18 protein-coding genes are annotated in these 14408 nt (G+C 71.3%); 13 read left to right on the top strand and 5 right to left on the bottom strand.

The window, feature by feature from the left end; genetic code table 11:
* The first annotated feature begins 56 nt into the window (after positions 1-56).
* The 3 genes from ACFVGS_RS09025 (at position 57) to ACFVGS_RS09015 (ending at position 5164) form a co-directional block, all read left to right on the top strand.
* Positions 57-2678 carry an AAA family ATPase gene (locus ACFVGS_RS09025; protein ID WP_384408189.1) on the top strand — a complete coding sequence of 874 codons (2622 nt, stop codon included), beginning with the start codon at positions 57-59 and terminating at the stop codon, positions 2676-2678.
* A 132-nt stretch (positions 2679-2810) separates the two neighbouring features.
* Entirely contained in the window at positions 2811-3950 is a 1140-nt protein-coding gene (wecB, locus tag ACFVGS_RS09020; protein ID WP_385691805.1) for a non-hydrolyzing UDP-N-acetylglucosamine 2-epimerase, read from the top strand.
* Positions 3947-5164, top strand: coding sequence for a hypothetical protein (locus tag ACFVGS_RS09015; protein WP_385691802.1), 1218 nt, complete (start codon positions 3947-3949; stop codon positions 5162-5164). The genes wecB and ACFVGS_RS09015 overlap by 4 nt, the downstream gene beginning before the upstream one ends.
* An 81-nt stretch (positions 5165-5245) precedes the next feature.
* On the opposite strand, the gene ACFVGS_RS09010 is transcribed toward ACFVGS_RS09015, so the two are convergent.
* From ACFVGS_RS09010 to ACFVGS_RS08995, 4 genes are all read right to left on the bottom strand, one after another.
* Positions 5246-5950 carry a sugar transferase gene (locus ACFVGS_RS09010; RefSeq protein WP_384408183.1) on the bottom strand — a complete coding sequence of 235 codons (705 nt, stop codon included), beginning with the start codon at positions 5948-5950 and terminating at the stop codon, positions 5246-5248.
* A 117-nt stretch (positions 5951-6067) separates the two neighbouring features.
* Positions 6068-6397, bottom strand: a complete 330-nt coding sequence (locus ACFVGS_RS09005) for a plasmid stabilization protein (protein WP_384408181.1) — start codon at positions 6395-6397, stop codon at positions 6068-6070.
* Positions 6398-6546: 149 nt separating this feature from the next.
* A complete protein-coding gene (locus tag ACFVGS_RS09000) occupies positions 6547-6759 on the bottom strand; it encodes a CsbD family protein (RefSeq protein ID WP_384408179.1) in 213 nt (70 codons plus the stop codon).
* 80 nt (positions 6760-6839) lie between these two features.
* Complete coding sequence (locus ACFVGS_RS08995; protein WP_384408177.1) at positions 6840-7103, bottom strand: GlsB/YeaQ/YmgE family stress response membrane protein; 264 nt, start codon at positions 7101-7103, stop codon at positions 6840-6842.
* 431 nt (positions 7104-7534) lie between these two features.
* Between ACFVGS_RS08995 and ACFVGS_RS08990 the strand changes: the two genes are divergently transcribed.
* From ACFVGS_RS08990 to ACFVGS_RS08945, 10 genes are all read left to right on the top strand, one after another.
* Positions 7535-7777, top strand: a complete 243-nt coding sequence (locus ACFVGS_RS08990; protein WP_384408449.1) for a gas vesicle protein — start codon at positions 7535-7537, stop codon at positions 7775-7777.
* A gap of 36 nt (positions 7778-7813) precedes the next feature.
* Positions 7814-8272 (top strand): gas vesicle protein GvpJ, encoded by a 459-nt coding sequence (gene gvpJ / locus ACFVGS_RS08985; RefSeq protein ID WP_385691798.1) that lies wholly within the window; start codon positions 7814-7816, stop codon positions 8270-8272.
* On the top strand, positions 8272-8985 hold the full coding sequence (locus ACFVGS_RS08980; protein WP_384408173.1) for a GvpL/GvpF family gas vesicle protein: 714 nt from the start codon (positions 8272-8274) through the stop codon (positions 8983-8985). Before gvpJ ends, ACFVGS_RS08980 begins: the two co-directional genes overlap by 1 nt.
* A gap of 29 nt (positions 8986-9014) precedes the next feature.
* Complete coding sequence (locus ACFVGS_RS08975; protein ID WP_384408171.1) at positions 9015-9278, top strand: gas vesicle protein GvpG; 264 nt, start codon at positions 9015-9017, stop codon at positions 9276-9278.
* A 68-nt stretch (positions 9279-9346) separates the two neighbouring features.
* Positions 9347-9949 carry a hypothetical protein gene (locus ACFVGS_RS08970; RefSeq protein WP_384408169.1) on the top strand — a complete coding sequence of 201 codons (603 nt, stop codon included), beginning with the start codon at positions 9347-9349 and terminating at the stop codon, positions 9947-9949.
* Between the two features lie 58 nt (positions 9950-10007).
* Positions 10008-11204, top strand: a complete 1197-nt coding sequence (locus tag ACFVGS_RS08965; protein ID WP_384408167.1) for an SRPBCC family protein — start codon at positions 10008-10010, stop codon at positions 11202-11204.
* 33 nt (positions 11205-11237) lie between these two features.
* The gene (locus tag ACFVGS_RS08960; protein WP_385691793.1) at positions 11238-11795 is read left to right on the top strand and encodes a gas vesicle protein; all 558 of its coding nucleotides are present in this window, start codon (positions 11238-11240) and stop codon (positions 11793-11795) included.
* A gap of 3 nt (positions 11796-11798) precedes the next feature.
* Positions 11799-12605: a GvpL/GvpF family gas vesicle protein gene (locus tag ACFVGS_RS08955; RefSeq protein WP_385691790.1), complete on the top strand. Its 807-nt coding sequence runs from the start codon at positions 11799-11801 to the stop codon at positions 12603-12605.
* Positions 12602-12883, top strand: coding sequence for a gas vesicle protein (locus ACFVGS_RS08950; RefSeq protein WP_384408161.1), 282 nt, complete (start codon positions 12602-12604; stop codon positions 12881-12883). The genes ACFVGS_RS08955 and ACFVGS_RS08950 overlap by 4 nt, the downstream gene beginning before the upstream one ends.
* A complete protein-coding gene (locus ACFVGS_RS08945) occupies positions 12867-13361 on the top strand; it encodes a gas vesicle protein K (protein WP_385691786.1) in 495 nt (164 codons plus the stop codon). The genes ACFVGS_RS08950 and ACFVGS_RS08945 overlap by 17 nt, the downstream gene beginning before the upstream one ends.
* A gap of 83 nt (positions 13362-13444) precedes the next feature.
* On the opposite strand, the gene ACFVGS_RS08940 is transcribed toward ACFVGS_RS08945, so the two are convergent.
* On the bottom strand, positions 13445-14332 hold the full coding sequence (locus tag ACFVGS_RS08940) for a glucose 1-dehydrogenase (RefSeq protein WP_385691783.1): 888 nt from the start codon (positions 14330-14332) through the stop codon (positions 13445-13447).
* Positions 14333-14408 lie beyond the last annotated feature (76 nt).

Genomic DNA, 14408 nt, shown 5'->3' with positions numbered 1-14408 from the left:
AGATCCTTAGACTGAAAGGTGCACGGATACGGGACGCACGCACGCTGGGGACAGCCGTGACCGACCTTCTCGAACGCGGCGCCGTACTGCAGGATCTCGCGGACTGTCTGGAACAGGCCGAAAAGGGCCACGGCCGGCTGGTGTTGCTGCGCGGTGAGGCAGGCATCGGCAAGACGGCGGTCGTACGGCACTTCGCTGAGGAGAAGGCCGACGCGGGCCAGGCCCGGGTGCTGCTCGGGGCCTGCGACCCGCTCTCCGCCCCCAGCCCGCTGGCCCCCTTGATGGACGTCGCCCCGCTGCTCGGCCCGCCGGTCACCCAGGCCCTGGAAGCGGGCCTCCGACGCCGGACCGACCCGAGCGGCATCTTCGGCAGGGTGCTCTCCGCCCTGGGACGCCAGGCGGGAGGGCAGCCGACGCTGCTGGTGATCGAGGACCTGAACTGGGCCGACCAGGCCACCCTGGACCTGGTGCGCTTCCTCGCCCGGCGGATCGACCGGATCCCCCTCCTGCTGCTGGCCACCTATCGCGACGACGAGATCGGCCCCGCCCACCCCCTCGCGGTGGTACTCGGCGACCTCGCCTCCTCCCCGGCCGTGCACCGGTGCACCCTGGGGCCGCTGAGCCGCCGGGCCGTCGCCGAGCTGACCGCCGCCGCCGGGCATCCCGTCGACGCCCACGAGCTGTTCGGCAACACCCACGGCAACCCGTTCTACGTCACCGAAGTCCTGGCGGCCCGCAGCCACGGCGTCCCCACCACCGTGCGCGAAGCGGTGATGGGCCGCATCGCCCGGCTCCCCGACCGGGCCCGGGAAACCGCGGAGACGGTGGCGGTCATCGGCCCGCGCGCCACCGAACCGCTGATCGCCGCCGTGTCGCCGGACGCGGCGGCCGGTCTCGCCGACTGCCTGGCATCGGGTGTGCTGTGCACGGACGGCCCGGTGCTGTGCTTCCGCAACGAGCTGGCGCGCCTCGCGGTCTGGGAGTCGCTTCCGGGCTACCGGCGCGCACGGCTGCACGGCCGGGTCCTGTCGGCCATGCGGTCCGGCCCGGTCGACCCGGGAGACCTCGCCCAGCTCGCCTTCCACGCGGAGCAGGCCGGCGACGAGGCGGCCCTCGCCGAGTACGCCCCGAGGGCGGCTTCCTACGCCGCAGCCCTCGGCGCGCACCGCGAGGCCGCCGCGCTGTACGGGAGCGCCGTGCGCAACCCGGCTGCCACACCGCTCGCGCAGCGCGTCGGACTCCTCGAGGCCCAGGCGCACGAGAGCTACGTGACGGGAAAGCTTCCGGAGGCGATCGAGGCCCGGGAGGAAGCGGCGCGGCTGCGCCGCGAGCAGGGCGACCGGCAGGGCGAGGCGGAGGACCTGCGACGGCTCTCCCGCCTGCACTGGCTCGCGGTCCGCACGCCGGACGCCTGGCGGACGGGCCTGGACGCCGTGCGCCTGCTGGAGGGCGACGGCTCGCCCCGGCGGCTCGCCTGGGCCTACGCCGCCCTCGCCCAGCTGGCCTGCCTCGGCTACGACCCGGTGACGACGGCCGACTACACCCGCAAGGCCGCCGGACAAGGACCGGGCGAACCCGCGCTGCAGACCCATGCGCGGGTCCACGCGGCCCTGCTCGACGTCACCTGCCACGGGCAGGACTGGCCGCAGTTCGAGGACGCCTGGCACGCGGCCATGGCCGAGGACGGCCTCGCGGACGACGCCTGCCTGCTCGGAGCGGTGGCCTGCTGGACCGCGGCGCTCCACCACGACCTGCCGCGCCTCGACCGGCTGACCGTCCGCACCTGCGCGTACTGCAGAGAACACGAACGCCCGGTGTTCCTGGTGCCGGCCCTCGGAGCGGCCGGCCTCGGCATGCTGCACCGCGGCCAGTGGGCCCGGGCCGAGAAGCAGGCCGACGACGTGCTCGCCCGCAACCCCCAGCCGCTGCACCGACTGCTGCCCCTGGTGACGTCGGCCCTGGTCAGGGCCCGCCGAGGCGAACCGGGCGTGTGGCCGCTGCTGGACGAGGCACTCTCGTACGGAGCGGAGGCCGGTCTCTTCCTGGCGGGCCCGGTGTGGGCGGCCCGCGCCGAAGCGGCCTGGCTCGAAGGGGACGACGCCCTCGCCGCGGCGGAGGCGGAACACGCTCTCAAGGACGTCACCCTCGACACCGACCCCTGGCTCGTCGGGGGACTGCTGCGCTGGTCCCGGCTGGCCGGCGGCATGCCCTCGCAGACCCGGGCGGCCGAGCCGTACGCCCTGGAACTGGCCGGGCACTGGGCCGAGGCGGTGGGGGTGTGGGACAAGCTCGGCTGCCCGTACGACGCGGCGCTGGCCGGCCTCGGCGGCGACGTGCCCGCGATGCGGCGGGCCCTGGAGACCTTCCGCTCCCTGGGGGCCCGGCCCGCCGCGGACCGGACCTGGGAGCGCCTGCGGGCGGCCGGGGTGCGGCGCACCCCGCACGGCAGGCGCGCCTCGACATGGGCCAATCCGTACGGCCTGACCAAGCGCGAGCGGGAGGTGCAGCGCCTGCTCTGCCAGGGGCTCACCAACCGGGAGATCGCCACCCGGCTGTACATCACCCCCAAGACCGCCGCCCACCACGTGGCCGCCGTGCTCGCCAAGCTCGGCGTCCACACCCGCCAGGAGGCCGCCGTCCCCCTGGACGACGCTCCGTCGTGGCGCTCCGGCACCTGAGGTGCCGTCACGGCCACCCGCGGTATCTGGGCATCGCCCCGCGCAAAATCGGGTCCGACTGCCGATGAACCTCCCCGTGCGCCCCAGCAGACTGGCTGCAATCGCGGCGCACCGGACGGAGGAGGTGGCCCCATGGCCCGACGCATTCGCGTGGCCGCGTTCCTTGGCACACGGCCCGAGGTCATCAAGATGTACTCGCCCATCCGGGCACTGCGCGACCTGGATTCGACCTTCGAGACGATCGTGTGTTCCAGCGGCCAGCACGCAGAGCTGTTGTCCGACGCGCTCACGACCTTCGGGATGAGCGTCGACCACCAGCTGGACGTGATGCGCAGGAACCAGCGTCCCGCCGAGGTCGCGTGGAAAGTGGCCCGCTGGGCCGGCGACATCTGCGAGGAGCGACGCCCGGACGTCGTCCTGGTCCAGGGTGACACCACGACCACGATGGCCGCCGGCGTGGCGGCCTTCCACTCGTCGACGCGGGTGGCTCACGTCGAAGCCGGACTGCGGACCTACGACAACAGTGCCCCCTGGCCCGAGGAGGGCCACCGGCGGATCCTCGGCGCGATCGCGGATCTGCACTTCGCCCCCAGCGAGATGGCCGGGGCCAACCTCGTCCGCGAGGGAGTGGCACCGGACCGGGTGTTCCTCACCGGGAACACCGGTATCGACGCGCTCTACTGGGCGCTCTCGCAGCCGCGCCACGCGCCCGCGCCCCCCGACGGGCAACGCCGTGTCGTGATCACGACCCACCGGCGCGAGAGCATCCCCGACGGCATCAGCGCCATATTCGGCGCCGTCCGGGAGCTGGCGGGCCTCTACCCCGACGTCCGGTTCCAGCTGGTGCGGCACCCGTCCCCGCCGGTGGCCCGGATGCTGGAGCAGATCCTGGACGGAGCCCGCCCCCGGAACGTCGAGGTGCTGGCACCGTGCAGCTACGTCCCGTTCATGCACATGCTCGCCGACTCGTACCTGATCGTGACGGATTCGGGCGGCATCCAGGAGGAAGCACCCGTCCTGGGCAAACCCCTGCTCGTGGTCAACCGCCGCACGGCCCGCGAGGAGCCCCTCAGGGTCGGCACCTCCGATCTCGTCGGCACCGATCAGGACAGCATCGTCGCGGCGGTGGCCGCCCTGCTCGACGACCCCGTCCGCCACGCGCGCATGGCCACGCGCCACGAGCCCTACGGGGACGGCCTGGCCGGCGAGCGGATCGTGAAGATCCTCGGCGAGGAGATCGCACAGGGGACGACGACGGAGTTCCGGCGATGAGGCCGGCGTCCCCGGTCACCGGGACCAGGATCACCCGCACCGGGACCGTCGGCACCGGGACCGTCGGCACCGGGACCGGCGGCACCGGGACCGGCGGCACCGGGATCACCGGTGCCGCGGCTGCCGGTGCCGGCCTGTCCGGCGAGACCGCCGAGGCCGCCCGGCGGATCGAGCGGTGGCTGCTGTCCGGCGGTGCCCAGATCGAGGAGGGCGCGCAGCGCGGAGCGGTCGCCGGCCGGCTGGACCCGGAAGGCCGACCCGAGTTCGTCTACCTCGAGATCACCGGCTACTACCTGACCTCGATGGCCTGGCTGGCCTCGGGAGCGGCGAGTTCCCCGGACCGCGCCGCGGAGGCACGCGCGCACGGCCGGCAGGCGTTGGACTGGATCAGCCGCAGCCTGGCGGAGCGGGGTGTTCCGCCGACCCGGCTGTACGTGTCCGGCGCTCCCTCCGACTGGCGGAACGCCGGCGTGTTCACGTTCGACCTGGCGATGGCGGCGCGGGGAGCGGCGACCTTCGGGCAGGTCACCGGGTACGAAGCCTGGAAGGAGCCGGCCGCCGGGCTGTGCACCGCCATCGACGGCATGACGTCGGGATCCGCCGTCCTGCGGTCCCATGACGCGGTGGCCCGCGCGCCCCTTCCCGACCGCTGGTCGACCCGGCCGGGTCCGCACCACCTGAAAGCGGCCGCTGCCCTGCTCCGGATACCCGACGGCGTGCTCGGGGCACCCCTCGCACGGGTCTGCCGACGGACCTGCGCGCACTGGGAGGCCGTGCTGGGGGAGACGTGGCCGTGCCGCGAGGTGCACCCGCTCCTCTATGGGATCGAAGGCCTCCTCATCGGGGCGCCCTCGGCGAACGACGAGGCGCTGGAGGCGGTCGAGAGGCTGTACGCGCGGCTCATGCGGCTGCAGGCGGCCGACGGCACCCTCACGGAGACGACCGGCGGCGGCCTCGTACGTTCCGACGTCCTCGCCCAGGCCTTGCGCATCGGCCGCGTCCTGCGCGGCCGTGGCCGCCTGCAGGGCGACGGCTGGGCCGGACGCCTGGGCGACCTGACGCGGGCGCTGCTCGGCTTCGTGCGAGCGGACGGAGGGGTCCGCTTCTCCCGCGACCAGGAGGCCGTCAACACCTGGTGCGCGATGTTCGCCCATCAGGCCCTGCTCGCCGGTCAGGGCGGCCTGACCGAGGCCGTCTCGGAGCTGCTGGTGTGAGCGGTGGTGCGACTCAACGCCTGCTGGGACTTCCCGGCAGGCGTTGAGGTTGAGTAGGCAGTCTCAGCTGAGTAGGCAGTCTCAGTAGGCGCCTCGGCGGCCGAGCACCGCGGGCACCGTCCGGGCCAGGAGCCTGATGTCCGACCGGAGGTCCCACGTGGCGATGTAGTCCAGGTCCATCCGCACCTGTTCGGCGAAGGGGATGTCGGAGCGGCCGCTGACCTGCCAGACGCAGGTGATGCCGGGCTTCACCAGCAGCCGCTGCCGCTCCCGCGGACCGTAGTGCTCGCACTCCTCCGGAAGCGGGGGACGCGGGCCGACGAGACTCATCTCGCCGTGGATGACGTTCAGCAGCTGTGGCAGCTCGTCGATGCTCCAACGGCGGAGAACCCGTCCCACCGGAGTGACCCGCGGATCCCGGCGGATCTTGAAGAGGGGGCCGGTGGATTCGTTCAGGTGCAGATAGGCCGACCGCTGGCTCTCCGCGCCCAGGCGCATCGAACGCAGCTTGAACATGAGGAAGGGCTCCCCGTCGCGCCCGATCCGCTCCTGCGGATAGAGCACCGGCCCCGGGGAGGTCAGCTTGATCAGGCACGCTGCCACCAGGAAGACCGGCGACAGCAGGACCAGCGCCAGCAGGCCGAGAGCGAGGTCGAGAAGCCGCTTCTCGAGCAGTTGACGCCTGCTCGCCGCGAGCAGACCGCCCTCGATCCGTGCCGGGACATCGGTATCCGTGTCCGCGGTACCCGTGTACGTGCTGCCGGTCGGGGCCGTTTCGCGGCGCATGCCAGCAGTCTGCGATGACGCCGGGGCGGGCTCATCGGCAGTCGAACCCCACTTTTCGCGGGGGCGTACCCAGATACGCCCGGCGACGCCACCCTTACGGGGAGCGCCGCCACGCCGTCAGCTGCCGCTCAGTGAACGCTTCAGCTCGGCCTTGTTCATGGACGACCGCCCGTGGATGTCGCGGCGCTTCGCCTCGGCGTACAGCTCGTCGTACGTCCGGTCGTCCGAGCCGCCCTTGCCGGACCGCTCGCCGCCGCGCTGCGAGGCGGATTTGCCCTGCGTGGAGCTCTTGCTCGAGCTGCCGGCCTCACCGGACCTGGCGCGCTCCTTGTTCACCGTGCGGGCCGCGATCTCCTTGGCGCGCTTGGTGCTTTCGCCGCGCTGCTCCGCGCTTTCCTTGATGTGCTCGTACTGCCGCTCCCGCTTGGAGCTCGATCCGCGAGGCATGACAGCTCCCTGGTTCGTCGTCGTGTACGGCTACGCCCCCTTGGCCCGCCAGTGCCCTCTCGGCCGCGCCGGAAACGGCGGGGCCGTCACACGGGCGACCCGGACGCGCTCACTGCCGTCCGGGTCGGTCCCCCACGATGACGCGACCGTCACGTGCGACGGCGCGTCTTGCCCTTGGCCTCGTCCATCGTCCCCTTCGCGGTCCTTCCGGTCTCCCCGGCGGCCTTCTTGGCCTTTCCCTCCATCTGGTCGCCGGCGCCCTTGAGGCGCAGATCCTCCTTGCCCGTGGCCTCTCCGGCCTTCTCCTTCGCCTTGCCCATCGTTTCCTGGGCCTTGCCACGAATCTTCTTGCCCTGAGCCACGCAGATCAGCTCCTCAGCCGAATTCCTTCCTGGCGCCCTCGAGAGGCTGCACGGCGGCTACCCGCGCCCGGGCGACGCAATCACCTTCTTGCGCGGGCCCTGTCCACCAGGGCGACCCCGACCGCGGCAAGGCCGATCTGGATGAGCCATTCGATCCAGTCGACTCCGCTGGTGTCGTCGAGGTCGGCCGCATGGGCAATGGCGGAACCGCCCAGCGCGGCCGCGATGCCGATGAGGATCATCAGCCAGATCGGTATGTGCTGCCGACCGGGCAGGACGAGTCGGCCGAGCAGACCGATGATGGTGCCGATGACGAGAGCGCTGATGATTCCGGAGACTTCCATGGACGCGCCTTCCCTCTGTTCTTTCGTGTGCTCGTCTCGTTCACCGTGCAACTTCCCGGAATGTTCGTATCCATGCCGGTAAGTGCTGGCAGGGTCGGTCGGTCGTTACGCCTTCGTGGCGTACGCCAAATATCGCGGATAAGGTGGAATGCGAATCGTGGCAAGAACGGGAATGCCAACTTTGGTGGTGAACCGTCACGAGTGACGTCGGCAAGCGCAGGAAACACGATCGCGACGAAGCCGAGCCCGAGCGCCGGGACGAGGCCGAGGACGAGGCCGAAAACGAGGTCGAGTCCGAAAACGAGGACGAGGACGAATACGAGGACGAGGACGAATACGAGGGCGAGGCCGAGCCCGAGAGCGAGTCCGACACCGAGCCCGAAGCCGCCGATGACGCCGAAGCGCAGGAGCGCGTACCGGCCGCGAAGGCCCTGCGGTACGCCGTCGAGCAGCTCACGGAACTCCTGGGCCGGACCCCCGAGTCCGTGTCCGCTCTGAAGCCGACCGATCAGGGCTGGGCGGCGGAGATCGAGGTCGTGGAGCTCGAGCGTATTCCGGAGACGACGAGCATCATGGCGACTTATGAGGTTGCGCTGGGCCCGGACGGGCAGTTGCTCGGATACGAGCGCGGAAAACGCTACCCGCGCTCTCGGATCGACAAGGAGGAGAGCTGAGCGTCAACCCGCCCCTTCGACCGTGAGGAGGTCGACGTGTCTGTCGTGCAACAGGGCGGCGGGATGCCCGGACAGGGTGGAGGCACGGGAAATCTTTACGACGTGGTCGAGTTGGTGCTCGACCGCGGCCTGGTGATCGACGCATTCGTCCGCGTGTCCCTCGTCGGAATCGAGATCGCGAAGGTCGACGCCCGCGTCGTCGTGGCCAGCGTGGACACCTATCTCCGCTTCGCCGAGGCGTGCAACCGGCTCGATCTGGAGAGCGGCCGCAACGCCCCGGCCCAGCTGACGGACGTCATGGAGAAGACGACCGAGGGCGGCGCCAAGGGCAAGGCGAAGGGCGCACTCACCGGGGCCGTCGAGGCCTTCACGGATTCCCTCACCGGTAATCGCGACGAAGAGCGAGAGAAGCAGCCCCGTCACGACGGGAAACGCGCCGACGACCGCGGTCACGAGCGCCGTGCGCGGCGTTCTTCGGAGGACGGCGAACAGTGATGGCTCTCTATGTCTACGCGATCACCAAGTCCTCGCACCCGCTCCGCCTCGACGGCCTCACGGGCGTGGGCGGCGAAGACGCGGCCCTGCGCACGATCGGCCAGGGGGACCTGTGCGCCGTCGTGAGCGAGGCTCCGGAAGAGATCGGTGTGAAGCGCCAGGACGTCGAGGCGCATCACGACGTCCAGACCCGGCTGTGGAACGATGGCGTCACGCTGCCCCTGGGCTTCGGCTTCGTCGCCGAGAACGACGACGCCGTGCGCGCCGTACTGGAAGACGGCGCCGCGCAGTTCACCCAGCGCCTCGAAGAACTCGACGGCCGCGTGGAGTTCAACGTGAAGGGGATCGAAGAGGAGGAAGCCGCCATGCGGCGGATCCTCGAGGACTCCGCACAGGTTCGTGAGTTGAACGAGGCGACGCGTGACGGTGGCGGAACGTACGAGGACCGGCTCGAACTGGGCAAGCTCCTGAGCGACGAGATGACCGCCAGGCAGGCGGCACTCGCCGAAACGGTGCTCGCGGCGCTGAGGCCGCTCGCCCGCGCCGAGCGCTTGTCCGAGCCGTCCCAGCAGTACTTCGTGAGCGCCTCGTTCCTGGTCGACCAGGAACGGGCCGAGGAATTCACGAACGCCGGCGAAGAGGTGATCAAGGAGCAGCCCGAGGGTGTCGACATCCGGATCCGCGGGCCGCTGCCGCCGTACAGCTTCGCCTGACCGTCGCCGCGTACGCACAGGGAGGCGCCGTGGGATTGGTGACCGAGATCCTCATACTGCCCGCCGCTCCGTTCCGAGGGATCGGATGGGTCCTGGGCAAGGTCGTGCAGGCCGCTGAGCAGGAGTACTACGACCCCGGCCCCGTTCAGGAGCAGCTCGCCGAACTCGAACGAGCGCGGGAGGCGGGTCACGTGACCGACGAGGAGTTCAACGAACAGGAAGAAGGGCTCCTGCGACGACTGGAGGAGATCAGGGCCTACCAGCTCCGAAGCGCCGGGTCCCTCGGTACGTAGAGCGGCTGGGCCGTGCCTCCCTCCAGGACCGCGCCAGGAGCCCGGGCGGGTGAGGAGAAAGCACCGTCATGAACAACGCCAAGATCGGCACCGCCCTGGTCGGCGGATATGTCCTGGGACGGACGAAGAAGGCCAAACTCGCGTTCGGGCTGGCCATGGCGCTGGCAGGATCGCGCATCAAGCCCGGACAGCTGGGCAGGACCCTCGCGCAGTCGCCCCTCCTCAGCAACGTGAACCAGCAGGTCCGCGGCGAACTCGTGAGCGCGGGGAAGTCGGCGGCCACCACCGTGCTCAACGCCAAGGCCGGGCACCTGGCCGACGCCCTGCACAGGCGAACCGAGGGGCTCCGCGAAGGGGAGCACGAGGAGGAACCGGAAAGCCGGCGGGACGACGAGGCCTACGAGGACGAGCACCCCGACGACACCGCCGAGCACGACGAGCGGACGGACGAGGACACCACCGAGCAGGAAGCCGGGGACGAGGGCAGGGACGAGGGCGAGCCGTCCGGCGAGGACGAGGAACCCGAGCCGCGTCCGCGACGTACGACGACCTCTCGCCGTACCTCCTCGGCAGCCACGACCGGAGGGTCGTCGAAGACGTCGTCCCAGAAGTCGTCCGGCACGTCGAAGGGCACCCGGTCGAGGACTACCAGGAGGCGGGACGATGCCTGACGCCAGGGCTTCGGAGCGGGGGACGAAAGGCTCCGCGGGATCCTCCGGGGCGCAGAAGATGCTGGATCGCAATCCCGGCGCGAACCGGCTGGCAGAAGAGTTCGAGACCTACCTCGAGGCGCGCCTCGAAAAGGTGCTGACCGGCATGGGCCATCGCATAGGCGACGCGGCCGGCAAGCTGGGCGAGGCCCGCATCGGCCCGCGCGCCCTGGCCCGCGGGGCGGGCAAGGGCGGCAGGAAACTGGCCGAGCACGCGCCGGGCAAGGCCGCCCTCACGTCGGCGGCCGCGCGCGTCGCCGACACGACCTCTCACGCGCGGGACAAGGTCTCCCAGGTCAAGGACACCGCCGCCCACACCAAGGACGCGCTCGCCGAGAAGGTGAAGGGCGCCAAGACGCACGAGCCCCACTCCGCCGCGTCGTCGGCCGGGCACAAGAGCATGACCGTCATCGAGGACATCGACATCGGCGTCCCGGTGCGCGAGGCGTACGACCAGTGGACCCAGTTCCAGGAGTTCGGCACCTTCGCCAAGGGCGTCGTGTCCGTCGAGCAGCAGGACGACACCACGACCCAGTGGCAGGTGAAGGTCGCCAAGTCGACCCGGGCGTGGAAGGGAACCATCACCGAACAGATCCCTGACGAGCGGATCGCCTGGACCTCGGAGGGGGCGAAGGGCACCACGAGGGGCGTGGTCACCTTCCACCCGCTCGGCGAGAACCTGACCAAGGTCCTGCTGGTCATGGAGTACTTCCCCAAGGGCATCGTCGAGAAGGCGGGCGCCCTCGTCCGGGCGCAGGGCCGGCGTGCTCGGCTCGATCTCAAGGCTTTCCGCACGTTCGTCATGATGAAGGGCGAGGCGACGGGCGGCTGGCGCGGCAAGATCCAGGACGGCAAGGTCGTCGCCGGCCCCGACGAGGACGAGGACGAGGACGGCGAAGCACGGGACGAGGCTCCTGAGCAGGGCGACGCGGACGAGGCCGAAGCCGAGGGCGGCGGCGACGGATCGGATGAGGACGAGTACGAGGACGAGTACGAGGAGCAGGGGCAGGACGAGGAGGACGACGAGGCCCCGGAGGACGAGGCTCCGGAGGAGGAGTACGAGGACGAGGAGCAGGACGAGGAGGGCCCGGAGGACGCGTACGAGGACGAGTACGACGACGAGGACGAAGGCGAGGAAGAGGACGAGGACGCCGGCGAGACCAGGGCCGAAGAAGCGGACGAACGCCCCCGCAGCCGTCGAGGCCGCAAGAGCTGACGCCCAGGGAGCGAGAGCGAGGTCGAATCCGTCGTGGACGCATCGGACTCCGCAGGCAACTCGGCCGCGCGCTCGCTGTCTCCTTACGGTCAGCAGCAGCAGAGCGCGAACCTCGCCGACATCCTGGAGCGTGTGCTCGACAAGGGCATCGTCATCGTCGGGGACATCCGGATCAACCTGCTCGACATCGAGCTGCTGACCATCAGGCTCCGGCTCCTCGTCGCCTCGGTCGACAAGGCCAGGGAGATCGGGATCGACTGGTGGGAGCACGATCCCGCACTGTCCTCACGAGCCGGCAAGGACAGGGAGCTGGAGGCCGAGAACGAGCGCCTGCGCGCCGAGGTCAAGGCACTCCGCGCCCGCCCCGCATCCCGGTCGGAGCTGCCGGAAGGAACGCGGAGCCGCCGGCGCCGTACGCCCGAAGGAGCGGCCGAGGCGGACGAGCCACGGGCCGCTCCCGAGCGCCGGAGCAGACGACGGGAGCCGGAGGGCAGGAAGGCCCGGTCCCGCCGCGACTCGGACACCCGGGCCGAGGACGAGGACGAGACCGAGGCCGAGGACGAGACCGAGGACGAGGAGCGGCGGGACTGACTCATGGACGGAGAGCTGAGCTACGCGTATGCCGTCGTGCGCCCGACGGCTGCCCTGGAAGAGGCGGTGCAGGAGGGCGTCGAAGGCGTGGGGCCGGGTCCGGTGAGGATCGTCCGCGTGGGAGGTACGGCGGCCGTCGTCGGTTCCGTACCGGAGAGCGACTTCTCCGAAGCCGCGCTCAAGGTCCACCTGGAGGACCTCGACTGGCTCGAGCGCGTGGCACGGGCGCACAACGGCGTCGTGGACGTTCTCGCGTCCCGCACCGCCGTTCTTCCCTTGCGGCTGGCGACGGTCTACCTGGACGACGAGCGGGTGCGCGACGTCCTGCGCCGCGGGGAGAAGACCTTCGAGCGCATGCTGGACCGGTTCGCCGAGCACGTGGAATGGGGGGTCAAGGTGTATGCCGAAGCCCCGCGGGCGTCCGCCCCGCCGGCCGACGCGCAGGAGGACGTCCCCGACCCGGGCCGGGCCTATCTGCGTCGCCGCAGACAGCAGCGCGAGGACAGGGGAGCCGCCTGGACCGCCGCGGCCGAGGCGGTCCGCAGGATCGAGGCCGAGGTGCGCGAGGTGGCCGTGGAACGGGCGCGCCACCGGCCCCAGCAGGGCCGGCTCGCCGTCGGAACGGGGGAGAACGTGGCCAACGACTCCTACCTGGTGCCGCGCACGCGTTCCGACGAGTTCCGTGAGCTCGTCCTGCGCTCGGCGCGGGACCTGAACGGCATCCGGGTCGAGATCACCGGGCCGTGGGCCCCGTACTCGTTCGCGGTGCTCCCGGGCCCGGAGGCGCCGGAAGAGGTGCGCCGGCCGTGACGGCACGCGACGACGACAGGCTCGCGGACCGCCAGGTGGCACTCATCGACCTGCTGGACCGGCTGCTGAGCGGGGGAGTGGTGCTGACCGGCGACCTGATCCTGTCGATCGCGGACGTCGACCTGGTGAAGGTCTCCCTCCGCGCCGTCATCGTCGCGGCACAGGGAGACGACCAGTGGGCCCTGACGTCGATCCTGCCGGGCGTGCGGGAAATTCCGTCGCAGGAGGAGGCCGCCGTGCGAGAACCGGAGGGACCGCGCCATGACGGGCCCCTCTGACCGTGCCGGCGCCTCTGACCGAACGGCCGGTTCCGCCGACCGTGCCGGCGCCTCTGACCGAACGGCCGGTTCCGCCGACCGTACCGGCCCGGCCGCGGCCGACCGCCGTCGCGAGGTCGCCGCGGCCGCGCAACGCGCCTTCTCCCTGCTGCCGGCGCGCACGGACGACCTGTCGGCGGTGGACAGCGGGGCGGCGGCCGGGCACGCGGCCCGCCGCCTCCACAGTGATCCCGACACGGTGGAGCGGGACCTGGTCACGCTCGTCCTGACCATCGTGGAGCTGCTCCGGCAGTTGATGGAGCGTCAGGCGCTGCACCGCGTGGACCAGGGCGACCTGACCGAGGAGCAGGAGGAGAGGCTCGGCCTGACCCTCATGCTCCTCCATGACCGGATGATCGAACTCTGCGACAGCTACGGCCTCACGCTCGAGGACCTGAACCTCGATCTCGGCCCCCTCGGCACCCTCCTGCCGCCCTGACGCGTCACGTCCCCGCTCACGTCCCCGCTCACGTCCCCGCTCCCGGACGTGTCACGTCCCCGCTCCCGGCGTCACGTCCCCGCTCACGGCAGAGGTGTGCCGCCGGTGGCGTTGACGACTTCGCCGGTGACGTAACCGGCCTGGTCGCCGGCGAGGAAGACGTAGACGGGCGCCATCTCGGCCGGCTGTGCCGGGCGGCCGAGGGGGGACTGCTTCCCGAACTCCGCCGTCTCGGGCATGGTCGCGGGAATGAGCGGGGTCCAGACCGGGCCCGGCGCCACCGCGTTGACGCGGATGCCCTCCGGGGCGAGCATCTGCGCCAGCCCCTGGGTGAAGTTCACGATGGCCGCCTTGGTCATGGCGTAGTCGAGAAGCGGCGGGCTCGGCTTGTACGCCTGCACCGAGGTCGTGTTGATGATGCTGCCGCCCTTCGGGATGTGCGGAAGCGCCCGCTTCGTCAGCCAGAACATGCCGTACAGATTGGTCTTCATCACCCGGTCGAACTGCTCCGTCTCGATGGCGGCGATGCCGTCGGGCTGAGCCATCTGGTAGGCCGCGTTGTTCACGAGGACGTCGATCCGGCCGAACTCCCGCACGGTGCGGTCGACGAGCGCCTCGCACTGCGTCTCGTCCCGGATGTCGCACGGCACGGCCACCGCCCTGCGTCCGGCCTCCGTGACGAGGCGCGACGTCTCGCGCGCCTCCTCTTCCTCTTCCGGAAGGTGGGTGAACACGACGTCCGCGCCCTCGCGGGCGTACGCGAGCGCCACGGCCCTGCCGATGCCGGAGTCTCCGCCCGTCACCAGCGCGACCCGGCCCTCCAGGAAGCGGTGCCCCTCGTAGGTCGTCTCGCCGTGGTCCGGGGCCGGGTCCATCGGAGGGGTCCATCCGGGATGTTCCTGGTGCTGCGCGGGGAAGTCCGGTCGGGGATGGGCCGTCACCGGGTCGCGTCCTTGCCGCTGTTCCGCCATGCCGGCTCGCCACCTCTCTGCGCTCTGCCATCGGTCGGAAGTGGTCCGGCGGGCCGGGGGGGCCCCCGGACCACGG

The organism is Streptomyces sp. NPDC127114, assembly GCF_042677525.1.
In the GTDB taxonomy this organism is placed as follows: domain Bacteria; phylum Actinomycetota; class Actinomycetes; order Streptomycetales; family Streptomycetaceae; genus Streptomyces.
The sequence above is the reverse complement of the archived record's forward strand: the minus strand, read 5'-3'. Positions and strand labels throughout refer to the sequence as shown.